The organism is Dyadobacter sp. (assembly GCF_017744695.1).
Classification (GTDB): Bacteria; Bacteroidota; Bacteroidia; order Cytophagales; family Spirosomataceae; genus Dyadobacter.
The window spans coordinates 299,993-322,737 of record NZ_JAGIAS010000004.1 but is presented as its reverse complement, the minus strand read 5'-3'; the positions used below and the strand labels follow the sequence as shown (position 1 = coordinate 322,737).

The window sequence follows — 22,745 nt, the reverse complement described above, 5'->3', positions numbered from 1 at the left end:
AGCGGACCGCCCGGCGGCCCGGTCCGCTCAGCGTGACAACTGCGCTAAACGAGCCCCTCGCGCAGCAAATCGTGCAAATGCACGAACCCAAGCGCCTTACCCCCTTCCACCACTACCACCTGCGTAATGCTTTTGGACTGCATTACCTCCAAAGCATTCACCGCATATTCATCAGGTGAAACCGTAATCGGTGACTTAGTCATGATATCTTTCGCGTGCAGGTTCAGTAAACCGGCAGCACCATAAGTTTTCAGCATTCTTCGAAGGTCGCCGTCGGTAATAATGCCGGCCATCTGGCCATTTTGGCCTACTACCGCAGTAGCTCCCAGCCTTTTTGAAGTCATTTCCAGAATCACTTCCTGCAATGTAGCTTGCTCATTCACGGTCGGCAATGCATTGTGCGGGTAAATGTCGCATACTTTCAGGTAGAGCCGCTTGCCCAGTGAGCCGCCGGGGTGGTACCGGGCGAAATCATCATGCGTAAAGCCGCGGGCTTCGAGCAGGCATATGGCCAGCGCGTCGCCTAGGGCCATGGTCACGGACGTGCTCGTCGTAGGCGCGAGGTTGAGCGGGTCCGCCTCCGCGGGCGCGTGTGCGTGGAGCGTGAGAATGCAGTTTTTAGCCAGGTAGGAATCCTTGTTGCTCACCATGGCGATCATCTGGACGCCCGTACGTTTCAGCAGTGGAACCAACACTTTGATCTCCGGCGTATCGCCGCTTTTGGAGATCACGATCACTACATCGTTGTCCTGGATCATGCCCAGATCACCGTGAATGGCATCGGCGGCGTGCATGAATAGTGCAGGCGTTCCGGTGGAGTTCAGTGTGGCAACAATTTTCTGTCCTACAATGGCGCTTTTGCCCACACCAGAGACCACAACGCGTCCTCCGGAATGCAAAATGGCATATACGCATTTTTCAAATTCATCGTCAATCAATTCAATCAGATTACGTACGGCTTCCGCCTCCTGACGTAATACTTCTTTTGCGGTTGACTGAATATTTTTTATTAATTTCAAATCTGAAACACAGTTTAGAGAGACAAAAACGTCATTATTTATTTCAAAGCGCAAAGATAGGGAAGTTTGGAATAACCATTTTGTGAACAGAGTATGGTACAGCAGGTTGATAAAGTCGTAACAGACACATTAAAAGGGAAGCTTAAAGAAATATTTGGATACAGTCAATTCCGCGGAGATCAGGAAGTTATCATACAGAATATACTTTTAGGTAAAAATACATTCGTCATTATGCCTACGGGCGCAGGCAAGTCACTCTGCTACCAGCTTCCTGCCCTTGTCAGCGACGGACTGACGATCGTGATTTCCCCGCTGATCGCCTTGATGAAAAACCAGGTCGACCAGCTTACTGCGTTCGGTATCAATGCTCAATTCCTGAATTCCACGCTTACCAAAGCTGAAATGACGCGCGTAAAGACCGATGCGCTCGACGGAAGCCTCAAACTGCTCTATATTGCCCCGGAATCGCTCACAAAGGAAGATAACCTGGATTTTCTCAAAAAGGTAAAAATCTCGTTCGTAGCTATTGACGAGGCTCACTGTATTTCAGAGTGGGGCCACGATTTCCGCCCTGAATACCGCCGCATTTACGGGATTATCGAGAATATCGGGAAATTGCCCATTATCGCGCTTACGGCCACGGCTACACCCAAAGTGCAGCAGGATATCCGTAAAAACCTGCAAATGGAAGAGGCTGAGACGTTTAAATCTTCTTTTAATCGTAAAAACCTCTATTACGAAATCCGTCCGAAGAAGGACATTAAGAAGCAACTGATCCGCTATATCCGCAACAACAAGGGCAAATCGGGCATTGTGTACTGCCTGAGCCGGAAAACGGTGGAGGAAGTCGCGGAGCTTTTGAATGTCAACGACGTACGTGCATTACCGTATCACGCGGGCCTCGACGCCAATACGCGCATGGCGAACCAGGACGCGTTCCTGAACGAGGAGTGCGACGTAATCGTGGCGACGATCGCATTCGGAATGGGTATCGACAAGCCGGATGTGCGTTTTGTGATCCATTACGACGTACCCAAATCGCTCGAAGGGTACTACCAGGAAACGGGCCGCGCAGGCCGCGACGGGCTGGAAGGCAACTGCCTGATGTTTTACAGCTACGACGATATTCAGAAGCTCGAAAAGTTCAACAAGGACAAAACCGTTACCGAACGCGACAATGCACGCCATTTGCTGAACGAAATGGTAGCTTATTCGACGTTGGGCGTATGTCGGCGGCGGCAGCTGCTGAGCTATTTCGGCGAATACCTCGAAAAGGATTGCGGGTACTGCGATAACTGTAACAAGCCCACGGAGAAGATCAAGGTACAGGAGGACGTGATTTTGATCCTCAAATCGGTAGCGCTTACCGAGCAGCGTTTTGACGCCGATCATATTGCCGATTTGCTGACCGCCACCGACAACCAGTATGTTAAAAGCTATGAGCACGACCAGCTGGAAGTTTTTGGTAAGGGATTGGAATTGAACGAATCACGCGATTACTGGGTGTCGGCCATCCGCCAACTCGTGATCCTGAACTACCTCGAAAAGGACATCGAGAATTACGGAGTGATCAGACTGGGTGAAAAAGGCGCCAAATACCTGAATGATCCTTACCCGATTACCCTTCAAAAGGACCACAACTTCGACGAAGAGGAAGTGAAGCCGGAGGACGACGACAAGGAAGCCGTGAACGGAAACGGCAGCGCACATGCTTATGACGAGGCCTTGCTCGGAATGCTGAAAGCGTTGCGTAAAAAAGTGGCGAAGGAGAAAAACCTGCCGCCGTACGTGATTTTCCAGGACCCCTCGATGGAAGAAATGGCTACGACTTATCCCACTACCCAGCAGGAGATGGCGCAGATCAACGGCGTCGGAATGGGGAAGGTACAGAAGTTCGGCCGGCCGTTTATCGAACTCATTTCACGTTACGTGGAAGAAAACGAGATCGAAACGGCGAAAGACGTGGTGATCAAGTCCACGGTTAACAAATCCAAAATCAAGATTTTCATCATCCAGCAGGTCGACAGGAAGGTAAGCCTCGACGAGATTGCCGAAGTGAAGGACCTGGCATTGGCTGATGTAATCGAGGAGGTAGAACACATTTGCTATTCCGGCACGAAGCTCAACCTGGATTATTACATCAACCAGGTGATCGACCGCGAGCGACAGCAGGACATTTACGATTACTTTATGACCGCCGAAACCGACAATATCGCCACTGCGTTGAACGAATTCGAGGGTGAGGAAGTCAGTGAAGAAGAATTACGGCTGATGCGGATCAAGTTTTTGTCGGAACTAGCCAACTAGCACCCCCGGAGTACTTGCCGGACAATCAGTATTTTTTGAATTTTTAAAACCAGTTATGAACATACTCATCTTGGGATCGGGCGGAAGAGAACACGCTTTTGCCTGGAAAATAGCCCAAAGCCCTCTTTGCGACACCTTATTCATGGCTCCCGGAAACGCCGGGACAGCGGGCGTAGCAACGAACCTATCCATTTCTTACAACGATTTTGACTCCATTGCCAACGCGGTAATTGAAAATAACATCGAACTCGTGATCGTAGGCCCCGAAGAACCGCTGGTAAATGGGGTTGTAGATTATTTCAATGCACGGGAGGACCTTTCGAAAGTGCGCATTATCGGTCCGGACAAAGCCGGGGCACAGCTGGAAGGAAGCAAAGACTTCTCGAAGCAGTTTATGGATAAATACGGTATTCCGACCGCGGCTTCGCGCACATTTACCGCCGAAGACCTGGAAGTAGGATTGGAATACCTCGAAAACCATTCACTGCCGATCGTGCTTAAAGCCGATGGACTTGCTGCCGGTAAGGGCGTGATCATCGCCGAGAAGCATTCCGACGCCATACAGGCGTTCCGCGAAATGCTGCTGGATGGCAAATTCGGTAAGGCGGGTAATAAAGTTGTGATCGAACAATTCCTGAAAGGGATAGAATTGTCGGTTTTTGTGCTTACTGATGGTGAGCATTATAAAATCCTCCCCGAAGCGAAGGATTACAAGCGTATCGGCGAAAACGATACAGGTCTCAACACGGGTGGAATGGGCGCGGTGTCGCCCGTCGTGTTTGCAGATGCGAATTTTATCAGAAAGGTGGAGGAAAAGGTAGTGAAACCGACATTGTATGGCCTTCAAAGCGAAGGGATCAAATATGTGGGCTTTATCTTCATCGGCCTGATGAATATCAAAGGCGAGCCTTATGTGATTGAATACAACGTCCGGATGGGCGATCCCGAAACCGAAGTAGTAATCCCGCGTATCCAGTCGGATTTTGCGATGCTCATGGCATCGACGGCTAAGGGTACCCTGCAAGATTTCGATTTGCAGATCTCGCCACAAGTAGCCGTAACGACGGTAGTGGTGTCGGGCGGTTATCCCGAAGATTACGAAAAAGGAAAAGTGATTTCGGGTACAGATAAGGTGGAAGACGTGCAGGTATTCCATGCAGGAACCACTTTTAATGCAAACGCCGAAGTCGTGACGAACGGAGGACGGGTGATGGCCCTTACAGGCCTTGCCAATTCCCTCGAAAACGCGGTGCATAAGTCACAGCGGGCTGCTCAGGCAGTGCAATACGAAGGAAAGTATTTCCGGCACGATATTGGCGTGGATTTAATTCGTTATAACGATTGATGAAGCGGAGTAATTATGGGATGTGGATCATGTTCATCCGGGGGCTGCGGTACTAACGGTACGGCCGTCGCCGGGTGTGGAAGTAAAGGAAGCTGCGGAACGGGCGGATGCAATAAAATGAATGTGTTCGATTGGCTCAGTCATATGGACGTGCCGACGGGACAGCGTTTTGATGTGATCGAAGTCAAGTTCAAAGGAGGCAGGAAGGAATATTTCCGGAATATAAACCAGCTGGAATTTATCACAGGCGACTATGTGGTTTGTGAAATGGCTTCCGGCCAGCATATTGGAACGGTATCGTTGCAGGGAGAACTTGTGCGCCTTCAGATGAAGCGCAAGAATGTCCAGATCAACGACGACCTGCACGTGATCTATCGTATTGCGACGGAGAAAGATCTCGATAAATTCACGCAGGCTATGGCGCGCGAAATGCCTACGCTCTACCGTACGCGCGAGATTATCCGCGATATGAAGCTCAATATGAAGCTTTCGGATGTGGAATATCAGTCGGATAATACCAAAACGACTTTCTACTATTCGTCGGAAGAGCGCGTGGATTTCCGGGAGCTGATCAAAATGCTGGCTTCGGAATTCAAGGTACGGATCGAAATGCGGCAGATCAGCCTCAGGCAGGAAGCGAGCCGCTTGGGCGGGTTAGGCTCCTGCGGGCGCGAACTTTGCTGCTCGACCTGGCTGACCGATTTCAAGAACATTTCAACGGCGGCAGCACGTTATCAGAACCTTTCATTGAACCCCGCGAAGCTCTCGGGCCAATGCGGAAGGCTGAAATGCTGCCTGAACTACGAACTCGAAACGTACATTGATGCATTACGGGATATCCCGACGGTGGATGCGCCCTTGAAAACCAAAAAAGGTGTAGCCACATTGCAGAAGACGGATATCTTCAAGAAAATCATGTGGTTCGGGTTCGATAAGGATACGAACTGGTATCCTGTTCCTATCGACAAGGTTTTGGAAATCATTGAGTTGAATAAAAAGGATATTATTCCTGAATCACTCGAAATCCTGACGCCGGAACCGGAAAAGGGCCTGGATAAGCTAGCTGGCAAGCTCAACAGCGACCTGGAAAACCTTGACAAGAAGTACAGCGACGAGCAGAAGAAAAAGAAAAAGAAGAAAAACCGCTCAGGTAAAAACCGTGGAAATGGCGGTGTTGAAAATAGCAATGCTGAGGCTGCGGTAGCTGTGCCCGCGAATACAAATCCCGGGAATAATGCTGGTAATGCGCCTTCTAATAAAGGTAATAATCAAAACCAACGCAACCGGGGCAACAACCAGGGTGAAGGACCCAGGAATAAAGGTAACAATCAGGGAGACGAAGCAGGAAACCGGGGTAACAGCCAGAATGAGGAGCGCCAGAACAAGGGCAACAATCCGGGCGACGAACCTCGTAACAGAGGTAATAACCCGAATGAAGGCCAGCGTAACAGGGGCAATAACAATCCCGGAGGCGAGCCTCGAAACAAAGGCAATAACAATAACCCCGGCGGAGAACCCCGCAACAAGGGGAATAATCCCGAGGGGAACAGGAATAACAACGAAGGAGGGAACAGGAACAACCGTAACCGGAACCGAGGGCAGAAGCCTTCTAACGGGCCGAAACCCGAAGGCGAAAGCAACGGGTAACAATGTTTCCAACGAATCCAAACGGGCCAGCTCATTCAAAGGCTGGCCCGTTTTTTACCCAGACTATCTGTGAAAGAACACGTTGAAAAGCTTTATGCGCTGAGCCGGAAGCCGTCGCGCTGGATTATTGGCCTGATGTCGGGGACTTCGCTCGATGGGCTGGATGTGGCACTTTGCCGTGCAGAAGGCAACGGACCGGAAACAAGGTTACGGGTAGAGCATTTCAAAACGGTGCCTTACGAGGACAGTTTCAGGAATGCTGTTCGTGAGATTTTTGCTAAAAGGCAGATCGATTTTCAACAGCTTTGCCTGCTCAATCCTTTCATTGGCTTGCAGCACGGGCAGATGATCCTCGAATGTCTGGCTGAATGGGGAATTAGCGCTTCGGAGGTGGATCTGATCGCAAGCCACGGGCAAACGGTTTTCCACGCCCCGCAAAAGCAGCATGGAGTAGCAGGCTTTCCCAATGCCACCCTGCAAATCGGGGACGGGGACCATATTGCTGTTAAGACCGGTATCATAACCCTGAGCGATTTCAGGCAGAAACATATCGCAGCGGGTGGCGAAGGCGCGCCGCTGGCCGTGTATGGGGATTACTTTCTGTTTTCCCAAAGAGGTGAGAACCGGATATTACTGAACATGGGAGGTATTGCCAACTTCACATTCCTGCCAGGTAATCTGGATGCTTCGCTGGTTTTCACAACGGATACCGGCCCCGGAAACACGCTGATCGATGCATTTACGCGACTGCACTTCGGGAAAGCTTTCGATGAGAATGGTGGCATTGCCGCCAGCGGAACGATAGATGAAGCATTACTGCATGCGCTGAAAGCTGCACCGTTTTTTGAACACCCTTTTCCAAAAACGACTGGTCCCGAAGTATTCGGTGCGGATTACGTGCAGAATGCAATGCGGCTATCGGGACGTAATGCGATTGGACCGAAAGACCTGATTGCCACACTGACCCAATTCAGTGCGGAGACGATCTCGGAAGCGATCCGCAATGCAATGCAAACGGGCGAAGTATTTGAAGTGTACGCAAGCGGCGGCGGTGCGCATAACCCGGTGTTAATGGGCACGATTGGCAGGTTACTGGGCCAAAATATTCGTCTGATCGATAAGTTGGGGGTATCCGGCGATGCGAAAGAGGCGGTATTGTTCGCCGTGCTGGCGAACGAGGCAATTGCAGGGGAAGCGGCGCATTTTGGCAAAAAGAAGGGGGTGCCGGGCGTTTCAATGGGGAAAATATCCTTCCCCGGTTAAGTAAGGAAAAAGTATTTGAATATATGTACGACATTACCATCATAGGCGGCGGCATCGTAGGCCTCGCAACAGCCCTCCGTATCAAGGAGCAGAAACCCGCATTGAAAGTACTGCTGCTCGAAAAAGAAAATGAAGTAGCCAAACACCAGACCGGCCATAACAGCGGCGTGATCCACTCCGGGCTGTATTACAAACCCGGTAGTCTGAAAGCCACCAATTGTATACGAGGTTACCAGATGCTCATTGATTTCTGCGAGAAAGAAGGGGTGGCTTATGATTTGTGCGGAAAAATAGTGGTAGCCACTACCGAAGAGCAGCGCCCGTTGCTCCGGAACCTTTTCGAACGCGGCAACCAGAACGGATTGACCCAAAACCGAATGATCTCGGAAGGCGAAATGAAGGAAATCGAGCCGCACGTGAAAGGGCTCGAAGGCATTTGGGTGCCCTACACCGGCATTATCGATTATAAAACGGTTTGTGAAAAGTATGCGGAAAACTTCCGGAAGCTGGACGGCGAAATTCGTTTCGGTGAAAAAGCGACGGACGTGAAAAACCGCAATACGCATTCGGAAGTGGTGACGGCAAGCGGGAAGGTATTTGAAACCAAACTCGTCGTAAACTGCGCCGGCTTATACTCCGACAAAGTGGCGCAGCTTACACAGCCGGAGAATATCAATGTTCGCATCATACCCTTCCGTGGTGAGTATTACAAGATCCGTCCGGAGAAGCATTACCTCGTCAAAAACCTCATTTACCCGGTTCCGGACCCTAACTTCCCGTTCCTGGGCGTGCATTTTACGCGCATGATCGAGGGCGGTATCGAAGCGGGGCCGAATGCGGTGTTTGCTTTTAAGAGGGAGGGCTATAACAGGCTGGACTTTAATGCAACGGAACTGATGGAGTCGCTTTCCTGGCCTGGGTTCCAGAAGGTAGCGATGAAATACTGGCGTACCGGGCTGGGCGAATATTACCGCTCATTCTCTAAAGCCGCATTCACCAAAGCATTGCAAGGCCTGATCCCCGAAATTCAGAGCGAGGACCTCGTTCCCGGCGGCTCGGGCGTACGTGCGCAGGCGTGCGACTACGACGGCGGCTTGCTGGACGATTTCTCGATCATCGAAAACAAAACGGCCATTAACGTCTGCAATGCGCCGTCGCCCGCTGCTACCTCGTCGCTTTCCATCGGACAAACGGTTTCGGAGAAAGTGCTGTCAAGGTTTTAGCATTGATTTACCCATAAACGAAAAGAGGCCATTCCGCTGCGGAATGGCCTCTTTTCGTTTGATATATGCTGATTACGCCTTTTTCGACTGCGTCATCCCGAAAGTGACGAGGTGGATCAGCGCGAAAATCATCGAGAAGTAGTAGATGCCCGTATCGGCGCCGTCTGTTTGGAGGTGGTGGAAATAGGCGATAACAGCCAGCAGAATCGCCAGCACGATACCAACTAGGCCCACTATTTTACTGCCTGCTACAATCGCTGCGGGTAACTTGTTCGACAGGAAACTGTTTTTGATTCCATAATACAAATACACATCGAAACCGATGATCATCCATACGAACAGACGGATCCACGTATCGAGCGGCAGAAATGCCATCATGAAGAAGCAGGTGAAAATACCAAGGATCGGAACCAGTGGAACAAGTGGCGTTTTGAATGCACGCGGCGCGTCCGGCATTTGCTTGCGCATTACGATGATACCGATACAAACGAGGATAAATGCAAACAATGTTCCGATACTGGTCATTTCACCTACCACTCGCGCAGGTACGAACGCCGCGAAAAGGCTTACGAATACCAGGAACATCGTGTTGTTCTTCACCGGCGTCTGGAATTTAGGATGTACTGCTGAGAAAACACGTGGCAACAACCCGTCTTTACTCATACTGAAAAATACGCGGCTCTGGCCCAAAAGCATTACCAGGATCACGGAAGCGTAACCTGCAAGGATCGCCACGATGATCGCGCGGTTCAACCACGGATAATCGGGGTGAATGACGCCGCTGGCATCGGGCGTACCCATGGATTCGATCGCTACGGCAACCGGCGCGATACCGTCCTGGCCCTTGAATGTGGTGTAGTTGGTTACACCGGTCATGACGTGTGCGAAAAGGATATAGAGAATGGTACAGATCACCAATGAGCCGAGGATACCGATCGGCATGTCTTTTCTGGGATTCTTGGCTTCCTGTGCCGCGGTACTTACGGCGTCGAAGCCAATATAGGCAAAGAACACGATCGCTGCGGCCCGTATGATCCCGCTGAAACCGTATTCACCGAATTTGCCGGTGTTTTCGGGGATATAAGGTACGTAATTAGATTCGTTGATGTATTTCCAACCCAGGATGATGAAGATGATCACAACGGCTACTTTCAAGCCTACGATGATACCGTTCACCAATGCACTTTCCTGGGTTCCTTTCATCAGGAGCAAGCTCATCAGGATTACAATGAAAATAGCTGGGAGGTTGATGATGCCGCCATCCCATGGACCTACCGTGAGGGCCGCGGGTAAATGGACGTCAAACCCCTCGCAGAACTTGACTAAATACCGGCTCCAGCTGATACTTACCGTGGCGGCACCTACCGCATATTCCAATACAAGGTCCCAGCCGATGATCCATGCGATGAACTCGCCCATGGTGGCATAGGAATAGGTGTAGGCACTACCCGCAACGGGGATCATGGAAGCGAATTCGGCATAACAAAGACCGGCGAATGCACAGCCTAATGCCGCTACGATAAAGGAGATGGTGATAGCAGGACCAGCCTGATTGGCGGCGGCCCCGCCTGTAATGGAGAAAAGACCCGCGCCGATGATCGCACCGATTCCAAGTGCCACCAGGCTTCCGGGGCCCAGTGTCCTTTTCAGCTGGTTACCTTCTCCGGTAGATTCGTGTAATAGTTTTTCAAGTGGTTTCTTAATCCAGAGTTGACTTGCCATATATTAGGTTCGTTGTTGTAGAAATGATGGTCTGATAAAGCTAAAAGAAAATTTGCTAACTACGCATGGAGACCAAAGAAAAAGAGGGTAAGTACAAAACTTACCCTCTTTTATTCTTTTATTTTATGCCTTTGCTTTTTTGGTTGCCGCTGCCGCGGTAGCGTCCGCCGCTACTGCCGGTGCCGGCTCATTCTTCTGTGAACGTTGCAGGAGGTCAACCACGATAGGTGCCGCTACGAAGAGTGAAGAATAGGTACCCACGATTACCCCTAGCAACATACAGAAGGTAAATCCGCGGATAACCGCTCCACCAAAGATCATCAGAACGATCAACACGAGGATTACCGAGATACCGGTTACGGCCGTACGGCTCAAAGTACTGTTCAAGGCGTTGTTGATAACGGTCGACAGGTTTTGTCCGCGCGACTTTTCGTCGGCCAGGTAATCACGGATACGGTCATAAATTACGACGGTGTCGTTCATCGAGTAGCCAATCATGGTCAGGATCGCACCGATGAATGCCTGGTCGATATCCAGTGACCATGGCAACCAGCCGTTGAACAATGAGAAAATCGCGAGGATGATCACTACGTCGTGTGCAAGGGACATCACCGCACCGTACGAGAATGCTACGCGTTTGAAACGGATGAGGATATAGACGAAGTTAGCTGCCAATGCAAGCAATACCGCATAAACCGCGCTCCACAAAGTGTCCTTCGCCATGGTAGGGCCAACTTTGTTCGAGCTGACGATCTTGGCAGGGTTGTTGGCGATTTTCTTGGTCGCTTCCAGGATTTTCGCTTCCGCTTTCTGGTCAGCTTCCGGCGTCACGTCTTCGATGAGGTAAGGAGTCGTGATTTTCACCTGATCCTGGCCTCCGAAAGTTTTTACTTCGGTAGTCGAGCCGAGTACTTCGTCCATGTTGGTACGAAGCGCATCCGCATCCACATTGTTTTCAAAACGAACCACATAAGACCGGCCACCTTTGAAATCGATACCCAGACCAAAACCTTTGAAGATAAATGACCCTACACCAATCGCGATGATGATACCTGAAATGATGTAGAAACGACGGCGTTGCGAAACGAAGTCGAAATGGTTGTCCTGGAACCAGTTTTTAGTCAGTGTATTCGTGAATGCAAAAGTTTTGCCGTTTTTAAGCTTTTGTTCAAGCAGCAAACGGGTAATGAAGATCGCACTGAAAAGGGAAGTCAAAAGACCCAAAACGAGGGTTGTTGCAAAGCCCAGTACCAGACCCGTACCGAATGTATAAAGGATGATACCGGTCAAAAGCGTCGTAACGTTGGAGTCGATGATGGCAGTCAATGAATGCTTGAAACCGTCACGGATCGATTGTGCAAATGGCTTTCCTTCCGCCAGCTCTGTCTTGATACTTTCGTAAATCAGTACGTTGGCATCCACCGCCATACCGATCGAGAGCACGATACCCGCGATACCCGAGAGCGTCAGTACAGCTCCGAGCGAAGCCATTACACCCAACAGGAAGAACAAGTTGATCAAAAGCGCGATGTCAGCAATCCAGCCAGCCTGGTTGTAATAAGCCACCATGAATACGAGTACGATCAAAAGACCTACCGCAGATGACCACAAACCGTCGTTGATCGCCTCGGCACCGAGTGAAGAACCAACAACCGCTTCTTCCACGATGTGTGTCGGAGCCGGTAGTTTACCTGCTTTCAATACGTTGGCCATATCCTTGGTCTCTTCCACAGTGAAGCTACCGGTGATGCTTGAGTTACCATTAGGAATCTCGCCTTGTACGGTCGGAGCGGTGTAAACCAGGCCATCGATGATGATCGCTACCGGGCGGCCTACGCTGCGTGCAGTCAGTGAGCGCCATTTGCGGGCACCTTCGCCGTTCATTTGCATCGTTACTTCCGGACGGCCGCGGTCGTCGTAATCGTGGTTCGCATTCACGATCACGTCACCTTCCATGGCTGCTTCGCCATTGGTTTTCTTAATGAAATACAAAGGCAAAATCAGTTGGTTACCACCTGCTTCGGTTCCTTTGCGGTCCCACATGAACACGAGGTCCGAAGGGAAAAGCGAGCGTACTTCCGGGCGGCGCAGGATTTCGCTGGCGCGCGCAGTGTCTTTCAGGTATACACCAAGGCCTTGCGGCATCGGTACGAACAGGCTGGTCAATGCAGCGCTTTGAGCCGCCAATGCAGCTGAATCAGTTTTGGCAGTATCTGATTTTTGTTCCAGCTGGGCGGCCAGGCCACCAGCAGTCGATTTCTTGGTCGTATCAGCAGAAGCAGTGTCTTTGGGAGCAGCAAGCCCTCCGTTTTTCTTGGCGGCTTTTTCGATTTCAGCTTGCTGCGTCAGGTAACGGCCGAGGCCTTCGAGCCCAGCGCCTAATTCCTGAGTGAGGTACACTTCCGCGAATTCCAGTTTCGCAGCACCGGAAAGGAGGCGGCGAACACGTTCGGGGTTATCTACACCCGGAAGCTCCACCAAAACGCGGTTCTGGCCTGGCAGGCGCTGAATGTTCGGGTTAGTTACCCCGAATTTGTCGATACGTGCCTGAGTGATCTGGAATGCGCGGTCGATAGAACCGTCGATTTCCGTTTTCAGCATTTTGATCACGTCCGAATCCGACGAGTTGCTGTTGATCTTGCCGCGGTTGGCGCTCGTAGCGAACACCGAAGCGAGGCTGGTGTTTGGAGCAGCTTCTTTATAAGCGCTTACGAAACGGTTGATAAATGTACTGTTGTTGGCCGATTTGTCTTCACCTGCTTTTTTCAATGCATTCTGGAATGCTGCACTGCGGGCATTACCGCCGGCCATTCCTTTCAGGATGTCGGCAGGAGCTACTTCCAGTACAACGTGCATACCACCTTGCAAGTCAAGGCCGAGGTTCAGTTCGCGCTCGGTAACTTCCTGCAAAGTATGGCCGAGGTATACCTCTTCACGCCACAGGGAGTCGATGTAATGTTGTTTTTTGGTCAAATCAACCTCTCCTTTCGCATCGGTCGCATAGGCGATCGCCTTGCTTTTGAAATTGCGCGACACAAAAGTGAAGGACAGGTTATAGACGCTAATAAGGGCGATGACGATCGTCAACGCGATTATCCCGTTCTTGTTGGTCATTTTGAAATGAAAAATTTAATTGAAATCCTTGAAATACAACTGGAAACTGCCCGGCCGGAAATGTAAAAAGGCGCAGGCTTTCTGAGAAAATGTGTACGTGCGGGCCTGGGGGCCCGCTCACATTACGGAGCGTTGGTGACGATAAATCTGCCGAAAACCCGCTGGAAATGAGAAACCAGGTATACCGGTTCGCTGAATGCGGTCCGGACGACCAGCTTTTGGGCGACGAAATGCCAGACGGGTTGAGGTAAAAAATAAAGGTATTGATAAAAATCAAAAGAAATGGCGGGCGTAATGACCGCATTCAGGCTGAGTGCGCTTACTTCGGGCTGCTCCGATTGGCCGGATTGCGCATGGGCCTTCTTAGCCAGGTCTTTGGCGAGCGCCTCTGTCTTGGCCCCCTGGAAAGCACCCCGATCCGTATGATCCGACCACGACCGCACCCCCGCAACCGTCAATAACATGACGGCAAGCATTAAGCTGATGGCCTGGTTAATCACTCGTACAGTCTTCACTTTCAGATTCGGGATTTCAATGAAACCGCAAATTTGATTCGAAAAAATCAGAATCGCAAGATAAATTTCCACCCACCCAATATTACTATTCTGCTAATAACTTGTGTTTTGTGTGTGTTTTTAATGCAAATGCCCATTTATGGTCGCTATTTTGTAAGCAGATGAGAATCAGAAGGATAAAAAGAATTTGCTGTAACATGGTTACTTGGCTTGCCTTGTGATTGTCGTGCCGCTCCGTAACGGGGCATTGCAGCCTCGTTTTTATGTCTTTTATTTGGGGCTCAACTACTCCCTATCATTTATGTACAGCAAGTTTATCGTTTTTACTTTTTTGATCTTATCCTTTCATTATTCCAAAGCTCAAAAATCATTTGAACCCGGTTACCTGGTCACTTCTCCCGGAGACACGACCAGAGGTTTCATCGACTACAAAAGCTGGTCACGCAACCCGGAAACAATCAGCTTCAAAGCGTCGCCTGAGGAAAAAACCGAAACTTACGGGCTTAGCGACATAGAAGGTTTTGGTGTGCATGGGGAAAATTATGTCAAAGCGCATGTAGAGGTAAACACAAGCGCGACCGAAATCGACAAATTATCGTCCTCACCGACCCCGGAGGTCATAAAAACGGTGGCCTTTTTGCTGGTGGTGCATAACGGTCCGAAAGGCCTCTTTTACTTAAAGGATAAAGATGGCAAAGTTCACCTCTATGTGAGGGATAAGGACGGGGCCTACCAATTGTTGATCAATCACCGCTATCTCGCAGCAAACGGGCAGGTGGTCAATGTTACTTACTACCGCGAGCAGTTGAAAAATTTCTTTGCTGAGTGTGAGGGACTCGTTGCGGACCAGAGAATGTTACCGTATTCTCAGCAATCGATAGGCAAAGTGTTTGACCGGTTTTACGAAAAATGCTCCGCCCAAAAGGTGCCCGCTACCTCGTATAAACCTACCGGTTCTTCAATCCAGGTGGGTGTTGTTGCCGGCTTGGCCAGCTCAAAACTGAGTTTTGAGGGGTCTGTGGAGCCAGAGCTGGTAAATGGAGATTTTCCCTTGTCTAACAAGGTCTCAGGCGGTATATTCCTGAATTTTGTATTCCCGCGGTTGAAACAACGGGCTTCGTTGTATAATGAGCTTGCATTTACTTCTTACAAGTCGAGCGTCGCTAGTCAGACTACATTTTCAGATAATAGTTATAGCCAGGTTAGAACAACGTTTGGTTTTGGATATATCAAGCTTATTAACATGGTGAGATATCAGATTCCGGTCGGCGGTCTTAAACTATTTTTGAATGGAGGGGTGACAAATGGCCGAGCTATTTCGGTGATTAACGAAAGAATAACTGAGGAAAGATTTCAGACCTCTGCTCCCACAACAACCAGGGAAGTGGCAATGGATGGTGCCCGAAAATATGAATTTGGGCTAATCTTTGGTTTGGGTGTTAACTATAAAAGGTTAGGCATAGAGCTACGCCATGAAACCTCAGACGGCATGTCCCTCTATAATAAATTGAAATCCAACATAAAGCGTAACTACTTCCTGCTTTCTTACCGCTTTCTGGAAAAGTAGGCATGAAATCCCTGTGGTGCGCTTGTCGACATTAAACGGCCATCAGCATCGCGTAACCCAGCGGGACTGACGGCCCGTCATCGGAAGCGAGGGTAAATGCGGATGTTCCGGGAGGTAGTTTCAGCGATACAGTGAAGTCGTATTCCACGGGTATAAACCAGCCGAGCAGCCAGTTAACCAGTGCGTCGAAGTTCTTGTTGTGCAGGTATTGATCCAGCCCGGCAGGGTTGGGGACTTCTATCCCGACGTTGATTTGCGGCAGGTAGGTATCCAGTTCGCCACCGAGGGCAGTATCCGCACCGAGCAGGGAGTCGCCCATACTCGCTTCGGATTCGAAGTGATATTTCAAACCGAAAATGATTTGTATTTCAACCGGCAACCGCAATGCCACCGTCATGATTTCCGCGGCTTTGTCGAGGTTACCACGATTTTCGGAGACCAGCGGAAGGAGTGGCAGCAGTTGTATGAAGACATGCTCATCGAGAGAAGGCGGCGCCTGCCAGAAGGCTTTCAACGCATCCAGTACTCCTGAATCCGTACCCAGTTCCCACGCGCATTGTTCCAGCCGGGCGAGGCTCACGCGGTTAAGAAAGAATTCCTGCTCCCACGGCAGAAAAAACAGCCGGGATTGCTGTTCTTTCTCCCTTTGCAGGCGGATCTCATCGACCTTCTTTTTCGTCGAATTCAAATTGGCCGATGAGGGCAAATGGAAAAGCTGCTCGGGCAAATGGTCGTAAATACCACTTCGGTTTGAATCAATTATCTGGCCTTTAAAATTGCCTATTTCAAGCTCATAGGTGTTTTCGATATCGCGATGGCTGCGCCGTTTGAAGTCTCCCAGCGGACGAAAAAGGATTTGCCGGGCGGGAATGCCGTTTTCGAGCCAGGCGCTGGCTATGAATTCGGCTTTAAGGTCGGGGCGGGGTTCCATTTTTCTGGTGGATGCGGTTAGAATAGTCAGGAGTTGTCGGGTATGGTCAGGTGTTGTCAGGAGTTGCCGGATAGTGTGACTACCTGGATGGGGTACATACCGGTGGAAAGGCGGCTTACTTTCAGTTGCAGTAATTCGCATTCGCGTGCCCAGTCGTCGGTCGTGCGGGCGGATGAGGCGGGCGTGAGCCCGATCTGCAAGCAGCGCACGAAGCCTTGCCCGGGCATTTTGCCAGGCATAAAATGTGGTTTCACCTGCACTTTGCGCAGCCGGTCGCCGAGCTCGGCGGTACAGAATGCGCGCATATCTTCCAATGTGACAAGCCTGTTGCGGGTGACGATGTTTTTCCGGAGCTGGTTCACGTATTCCCCCTCATCCGGCCTGGATTTCCCGCCCGACGAGCGGGTAAGCATCGTAATATCCGCCCCGCTCACACCCGAGGCTGCGTACGATTGCAGCCGCGTACCTGCGGGAATGCCGTTGGCTTGCTCGGCCAGCGTGCTCCAGTAGGAAATGAAAAGTACGTCGGGATTTTTATCCCCCCGAATGACGAGGAATGGTTGCGCGGTAGTTTCACTGGCTTTTTTGGCGCCCAGCTTCTGCTCGATCCGGGCCATATTCTGTCCAATTTCGCGGAGAATGGAAGCGAGGAAATCTTCACCGATGGCATTGAAGGCGGTCACTTCGTCGCGAAGCAATTCCAGGAGCTGGTACAACACTGCCCGCGCATCGCGCTTGTCGAAACGGCCGATGCCTTGCCTGCGAAGCGTGTAGATGCGCGCCGAACCAACGGGCGTGGAGCCGGATTGCGACATATTGCCGTTGGGAGAGGTTTCCTCTTCCGTGTACAGGCTTTTTTCAGATGCCGTATAAGCCTGGTTCTTTTGATTAACCACACTTTGAATACCCATAAAAGCGTCGCCGCTGGGTAATGCGATACCATTCAGGCCGGTTTGCAGCCGGTAGGTGATTTTGTTGAGCTGCTTGTTCTGTACGGGAAATGCATTCAGCGAAACATTCATTTGTTCAAACCCCGCTGCGGGAAATATGGCCGGCCACGTGATCCGGATCCAGGTCAAAGGCTTTTTCAGCATTTGTAATGTCCGGGTATCGAACATACCTTCGAATGCGTCGGGATAAGGCTCGGTTTGCTGTTTGCCTTTCTCCCAGGAGTCGTCGCTCTGGATACGGACGAAGCTGTCGTGATAGATCAGAATGGAATCGTCCACGGCATTTTCCTGCAAACCATGCAGGACGGGAAGCTTTTTATTGTTCCAATGCCAGTTCACGGCTTGCAGGAACTCACGGTACTGATATTCTGCTGGATCTCCCGCCCAATCGAAATAGAATCTGAAACCCGCCCAGGAAGTAATGCCCGGATCGATTTCAAGTCCGAGCCAAATGCTTTGTTCGCCTCCCGGTTGGGGCAATGTTTTGGCAGCTAATGTCCTTATGCCTTTCTCAATGGAGAATAGCCCTTGGGGCGTCACGTATTGCACAATGGCCGCATTCACGAGAGGGTAGCGGTCGGCCGGGGCGAAATGTACTTCAGTGGTTTCGCCCTTCCGAGCATTGGTACGCTTGCCGGTAAGCTGGTTCTCCGGCTCAATCCAACCGGTCGGCTCCTGCGGGCGCGCCTGCACAACGGCCGTGGCGGGTTGTGGCGCATTATGGGTTTCGGGAGAAAGGATTTCGGCCAGACGCGTCATCAGCCGGAGTTCGGTATGCTCGATTTCCTGTCCTACCTTTTCAAATTCCACCGAACACGCCTCAACCAGCAGCCGGACGAGCGGGTCGAAATGGTCGGCCTGGGCGTCGTCGATACCCCAGAGCTCCGCGCAGCGTCTGATCAGTCTGCGGGAGATATTTTCTTTGGTATAGCTTATCATTTCGGGCATATTATTCTATGGATAAAGGGGATATGAAAATGCGTTCGAAGAAGATGAATGGTTCGTTGGTCCGCCGGATGGTGGCTTTGATCTCAATGCCCACGCGTTTGCGGATGTAGTTGTTTGTTTTACTCAAAACCTCAAATTCCTCCATTTCAACCCGGATTTTGACGTTGGTTAACCTCGGTTCATAGGTACCGACGGCCTCTTCAAGCGACTCGCGGATAAGGTCTTTCCATTTGATTTGGGACAAAACAGAAAAGTCATGTTCCCAAAGCGCGCAACCGTAGCGACTGTCGAAACGGTTTTCGTCGAAGTGGGTGACCATTAGCAGGTATAAATGCTGGTGGATGGCCTCTCTGTCAGGACATTTCGGATGCGGCAGGCCGGCCACGATGCGGTCGAGCGCGAGAGGCAAAGAATAGTTTTGATCTTCCATCCGGCGTTTAATAAATTGTGGTTGTATTAATGAAAGTCTGGCTTATTTTTGTTTGTTCACCAACTTCCAACCTCCCCGATGAACCTTCCGTTTGTTAAAACTGTCACGCAACGTCTCCAACTATTGTATGCAGTCGTTCTGATAGCCGTGCTGACATTGGTAGGGGCACTGGGCTTCTGGGTGATCGACTACCGCGACGCCTACCCGATGGCGGTAGGGTGCTTTCTGGTATTCGGCATTCTGCATGTTTACCTCCTTTCACAATGGTTTGGGAGTCTGTTTGAAAACCGCTCGGCGCGGGCAATCGGTTTTACATTACTGATCACCTTAGTTACCGCGTTAGTCATTGTATTCATTTACCACAAAATAGCTCACGAGCTTTTCAAGGGCGTGGGTATGGCCACGGCGTTGGTCGGCTTCGTTTTCCCGGTTTTTGTGGCCAGGGTTTATCAGAGCTACCTCGAAATACCGCCCAAAGAGTACAAAAAGTGGTATTACCCCGTGGGCCAGCCATTGCCGGATATGGACCTGCTCGACCTCTCCCGCGTGCTGGTCATCCAGTTTGAGTTTACCAAAAAGGCCGATGAGGCCGCATTCACGAACTTCCGGGCCAAAGCGCCGCATTCCATGCTATTCGGCGAGCTGTTTTTTATCTTTCTGAACGACTACAACGACCGCAACCCGGGTAGCCCGGTGGAATACCTCGCGCCCGACGGCGCGCCTTACGGCTGGCATTTCTATAAAAAATTGCCCTGGTACAAACGCCGCGTTTACATGGATCCGGACCTTACATTTCAGGCTAACCACATTGTCGATAATGAGACGATCGTGGCAGTGCGGGCGTAGTGGAATGTCGCGCTGAGCGGACCGGGCCGCCGGGCGGTCGAAGCGCATGTACGGTGTTGCCGTAAAGAGTGTTTCGACCGCAGCGGCGGCCGCTCCGCTCAACATGACATAGCTTACCAGCGGTTGGTGTGTGGGGTGCCGAACAGTTTGATTTCGCGTGCCGACAGCGTAATGCTGGTCGTCATCGGCATGGCGCCGGTTTCTACGAAGCTTTCCGCATATTGCACGCAATACACGTCGGTAAGTTCGAGCTCCTTTTGTGTTTGCTCTTCGTCTACATTCTTGAAGGTGATCTTTGCGGAAGCCTTTTTGCCGTCCGGGTCGACCATCCATTCCCAGAGTTTCTTGCTGTCGTCGGCGCTGGATGAGTCAACTTGTATGAACACATTCCCGCCATACACTTTGGAAGAAACACGTCCTTTATCGTCGGTGGATTGCGACAGGGAGTAGCTGCATGAGATCACGGCGATGCCGTCGCCCGACGGGCCGCCATCCCAGGTGAAATAAGCGTCAAAACTTGAAGCTGGCATAGTTGTAAGTGTTTAAAAGTGAATGAATTGATTATGGACATATTGACTTAGTTGAGCATGATCGGGTTACCTTGCACGACGGTGGCGGCACTGGATTTCAATTCGGCCATGGCGTCGGCTTCGAGGCTGAGTTGCGCTCCCTTTACTTTTGCGGTTGCGGTACCTTCGGCCTCGAACTCGGTACCTGCCTTGATTTTGGTGTCGGTACCGCTTTCTATTTTAATGTTCTGGTCGGCCTTCATAGCGATTTCGCCGGCATGCAAATCGAATTTCCCTCCCGCACTGACGGTAATGTCTGTGCTGGCCTCGATCTTGATTTCCTTCGATTTGACTTCGACCAACCCGTTTTCTACATGGAGCCTGATCTGGCCGTCGTCTTTGAATGCGAATTCCAGGAAGGTATCGGTCTTGTTCCGGTTGCTGATCTGGATTTTGGCGTCGCCCTCCTTATCGATGAATATCATCATGTTCCCCGAGCGGGTGGCGATCACCTTCACATCGTTGTTTTCAGGGGAATAATCAATGTCCTCCTCCGGTTTCGGGTACAGGCAGGTCAGTACGAAAGGATTCTCAGCCAGATTACCTTCGTACCCCACCATAACCTTCGCCCCGACCTCGGGCACGAAGTTGACGCCTCTTCCGTCCGCATTGTGGAGGGTTCCTACCCGCATCCAGTACGATTCCTGGTCCTGTTGGCGGCCCTGTCCCCAGAAAAACTTCACGCGTACGCGTCCGAGGCTTTCACTATCGTCGTTGGCGATCACTTCCGCCTGCTCGGTTTCTCCCAGAGGATTACGCACATACGGGTTGTTGGGCGGATGCTGGGCCGATTCGGGCACTGCATTGAACGTATTCTGATAGCTACCGGCTGTATTGACTTCATGGCGGATATGCACCACGCGGTATTTGCCGAAATTCTCTTCATAGGATTCGCCGCGCTCGTTGAGGCGCTGCCCTTTAACGGCCAGTACGGTACCTACGCTCATGGTTGGCGTTTCCCCCGAACCTTTGAAATCGACCATCGAAGTAACCCTGGCAGAGCGCTCCATCTGGGTCAGCTCGTCGATTTCTCCCTGGTTTCCGATAATTTCCGGCGCTGGCAGGAGGGATGTTTGGGCAAAAAGGCTATCGGATTGTTCCAATGCGAATTCGCTCAGCGCTGTGAGGCCATCTACGTTTTGTGTGGACGATTGCCCTGTAAAAGTTTCGGGAACCGTGTAATTATAGCCTTCAAAGGAGAATACCGTGGGTTGCAACCGGATGGCAACGTCGAAATTCTGTAAACCGTCGACCAGGAAGTCCACTTCCTCCGAGTTGTTGTTACCCAGCACGAGTTCGCGGCCATTGTAATAGAACCACTCGCAGCAACGGTCGGCTACGCGGCAGAGAAATTTGTAGTTGCTTTCGTTGTATTGCGTAAAAGGAACCCGCCGGCTTCCATTTTCGGGGTTGAGCTGCTTCCGGAGCAGATTTTGCGGGTACGGTTGCAGTACATTGTTGAAAAGGTCCTGAACGGAGGAACGCAGGAACGACCGCCGCTGCACGGAATCTTCCAGGACGATCGTCGGGCTGTATCCTTTCAGTACAAATGCGCTGCTCATGTCGGACAGGCTGCGAAGGCGGATCTCGGTCACAATGCCTTGAAATACGAAGTCGAAGGAATCGGAACCGAGGCGCGGACTGAATGAAAATGTTATTTTTTTGCCCATGACCGCACGGTGCGAGCGGTTGAAAAAATGCTCTCCCTCATCTTCCAGCTGATCGAACGGGACCAATAGCTCGAACCAGTGGTGGGCGAACAAATCCTGCTCGATCACCAACCCAAGGTGCCGGGTGATCTCCACGCCGCCTTCGATTTCAATGCTCGTGTTAACTTGTCTTGCCATTTAGCTGCTTATTTCAACCTGACCGATTCTGACTTTCTGGGGCAGGATTACCAGTTCGTAAACCAATGCGAGGCTGCTGTCGCGCAGGAAATAATCCTTGCCCCTGTGCTGCGGCAAATAGCCTTTCGTATCCGGCACATGTGCCAGCTTGTTTCCGCGGATGGTCGATTGCTGCGCCCGGAACGACTCCCGGAAGCCGACGCAATAGGCTTCATCGAATTCCATTTTGCGCAGGATTTGCGAGTCGTTGTCGTATTTGAATTCGACTTTCCCGCTCAGTTGACGGTCATTTTTGAAAGCCCAGTCGTAGAGCAATGCAAAATCATCGTTTTGCGCCGGAGCAATCGTCATGCGGATCAGCCGTGCTTTGGGCGAGTCCGTCGGACTTCCGCGCTCGTCGGCATTACGGTTGCATCCGTAGGCCATCTTTTTGACCGTAAACTCCTTCCCGTCGAGCGTCAAATGTGCTTCTACGCCTATGGTCGCATCCTGCTCAGCCATT

General features: G+C 51.0%; 17 protein-coding genes. 7 read left to right on the top strand and 10 right to left on the bottom strand.

Going from position 1 to position 22,745, the window contains the following annotated elements:
- Positions 1–44: 44 nt before the first annotated feature.
- Positions 45–1,019: an SIS domain-containing protein gene (locus tag J7619_RS17420; RefSeq protein WP_291201113.1), complete on the bottom strand. Its 975-nt coding sequence runs from the start codon at positions 1,017–1,019 to the stop codon at positions 45–47.
- Positions 1,020–1,112: 93 nt separating this feature from the next.
- Between J7619_RS17420 and recQ the strand changes: the two genes are divergently transcribed.
- From recQ to lhgO, 5 genes are all read left to right on the top strand, one after another.
- On the top strand, positions 1,113–3,326 hold the full coding sequence (recQ, locus tag J7619_RS17415) for a DNA helicase RecQ (RefSeq protein ID WP_291201110.1): 2,214 nt from the start codon (positions 1,113–1,115) through the stop codon (positions 3,324–3,326).
- A gap of 55 nt (positions 3,327–3,381) precedes the next feature.
- A complete protein-coding gene (purD, locus tag J7619_RS17410) occupies positions 3,382–4,671 on the top strand; it encodes a phosphoribosylamine--glycine ligase (RefSeq protein WP_291201107.1) in 1,290 nt (429 codons plus the stop codon).
- Positions 4,672–4,788: 117 nt separating this feature from the next.
- Positions 4,789–6,318 (top strand): regulatory iron-sulfur-containing complex subunit RicT, encoded by a 1,530-nt coding sequence (locus tag J7619_RS17405; RefSeq protein WP_291201104.1) that lies wholly within the window; start codon positions 4,789–4,791, stop codon positions 6,316–6,318.
- 69 nt (positions 6,319–6,387) lie between these two features.
- Positions 6,388–7,581, top strand: coding sequence for an anhydro-N-acetylmuramic acid kinase (locus J7619_RS17400; RefSeq protein ID WP_291201101.1), 1,194 nt, complete (start codon positions 6,388–6,390; stop codon positions 7,579–7,581).
- Positions 7,582–7,604: 23 nt separating this feature from the next.
- Positions 7,605–8,804 carry an L-2-hydroxyglutarate oxidase gene (gene lhgO / locus J7619_RS17395; RefSeq protein WP_291201098.1) on the top strand — a complete coding sequence of 400 codons (1,200 nt, stop codon included), beginning with the start codon at positions 7,605–7,607 and terminating at the stop codon, positions 8,802–8,804.
- Positions 8,805–8,876: 72 nt separating this feature from the next.
- Here lhgO and J7619_RS17390 read toward each other — a convergent pair whose 3' ends face one another.
- The 3 genes from J7619_RS17390 to J7619_RS17380 all read right to left on the bottom strand — a co-directional run bounded on the left by J7619_RS17390 (position 8,877) and on the right by J7619_RS17380 (position 14,155).
- Positions 8,877–10,526: an amino acid permease gene (locus tag J7619_RS17390; protein WP_291201095.1), complete on the bottom strand. Its 1,650-nt coding sequence runs from the start codon at positions 10,524–10,526 to the stop codon at positions 8,877–8,879.
- A gap of 123 nt (positions 10,527–10,649) precedes the next feature.
- Positions 10,650–13,640, bottom strand: coding sequence for a protein translocase subunit SecDF (gene secDF / locus J7619_RS17385; RefSeq protein WP_291201093.1), 2,991 nt, complete (start codon positions 13,638–13,640; stop codon positions 10,650–10,652).
- Positions 13,641–13,762: 122 nt separating this feature from the next.
- A complete protein-coding gene (locus tag J7619_RS17380) occupies positions 13,763–14,155 on the bottom strand; it encodes a hypothetical protein (RefSeq protein WP_291201090.1) in 393 nt (130 codons plus the stop codon).
- Positions 14,156–14,456: 301 nt separating this feature from the next.
- Here J7619_RS17380 and J7619_RS17375 point away from each other — a divergent pair, with 301 nt between their 5' ends.
- Entirely contained in the window at positions 14,457–15,722 is a 1,266-nt protein-coding gene (locus J7619_RS17375) for an outer membrane beta-barrel protein (RefSeq protein ID WP_291201087.1), read from the top strand.
- A gap of 31 nt (positions 15,723–15,753) precedes the next feature.
- On the opposite strand, the gene J7619_RS17370 is transcribed toward J7619_RS17375, so the two are convergent.
- From J7619_RS17370 to J7619_RS17360, 3 genes are read right to left on the bottom strand one after another with little or no spacing between them, the layout of a single operon-like run.
- The gene (locus tag J7619_RS17370) at positions 15,754–16,653 is read right to left on the bottom strand and encodes a hypothetical protein (RefSeq protein WP_291201084.1); all 900 of its coding nucleotides are present in this window, start codon (positions 16,651–16,653) and stop codon (positions 15,754–15,756) included.
- 56 nt (positions 16,654–16,709) lie between these two features.
- Positions 16,710–18,551 (bottom strand): type VI secretion system baseplate subunit TssF, encoded by a 1,842-nt coding sequence (locus J7619_RS17365; protein WP_291201081.1) that lies wholly within the window; start codon positions 18,549–18,551, stop codon positions 16,710–16,712.
- A gap of 1 nt (position 18,552) precedes the next feature.
- Entirely contained in the window at positions 18,553–18,981 is a 429-nt protein-coding gene (locus J7619_RS17360) for a GPW/gp25 family protein (protein WP_291201078.1), read from the bottom strand.
- 78 nt (positions 18,982–19,059) lie between these two features.
- Between J7619_RS17360 and J7619_RS17355 the strand changes: the two genes are divergently transcribed.
- The gene (locus J7619_RS17355) at positions 19,060–19,827 is read left to right on the top strand and encodes a TssN family type VI secretion system protein (RefSeq protein WP_291201075.1); all 768 of its coding nucleotides are present in this window, start codon (positions 19,060–19,062) and stop codon (positions 19,825–19,827) included.
- 113 nt (positions 19,828–19,940) lie between these two features.
- On the opposite strand, the gene tssD (J7619_RS17350) is transcribed toward J7619_RS17355, so the two are convergent.
- The 3 genes from tssD (J7619_RS17350) to tssD (J7619_RS17340) are packed head-to-tail and all read right to left on the bottom strand — an operon-like array spanning position 19,941 to position 22,744.
- A complete protein-coding gene (gene tssD / locus J7619_RS17350; protein WP_291201072.1) occupies positions 19,941–20,357 on the bottom strand; it encodes a type VI secretion system tube protein TssD in 417 nt (138 codons plus the stop codon).
- Between the two features lie 47 nt (positions 20,358–20,404).
- Positions 20,405–22,243, bottom strand: a complete 1,839-nt coding sequence (locus tag J7619_RS17345) for a type VI secretion system Vgr family protein (protein WP_291201069.1) — start codon at positions 22,241–22,243, stop codon at positions 20,405–20,407.
- Positions 22,244–22,744 carry a type VI secretion system tube protein TssD gene (tssD, locus tag J7619_RS17340; protein WP_291201066.1) on the bottom strand — a complete coding sequence of 167 codons (501 nt, stop codon included), beginning with the start codon at positions 22,742–22,744 and terminating at the stop codon, positions 22,244–22,246. It lies immediately after the preceding gene.
- Position 22,745 lies beyond the last annotated feature (1 nt).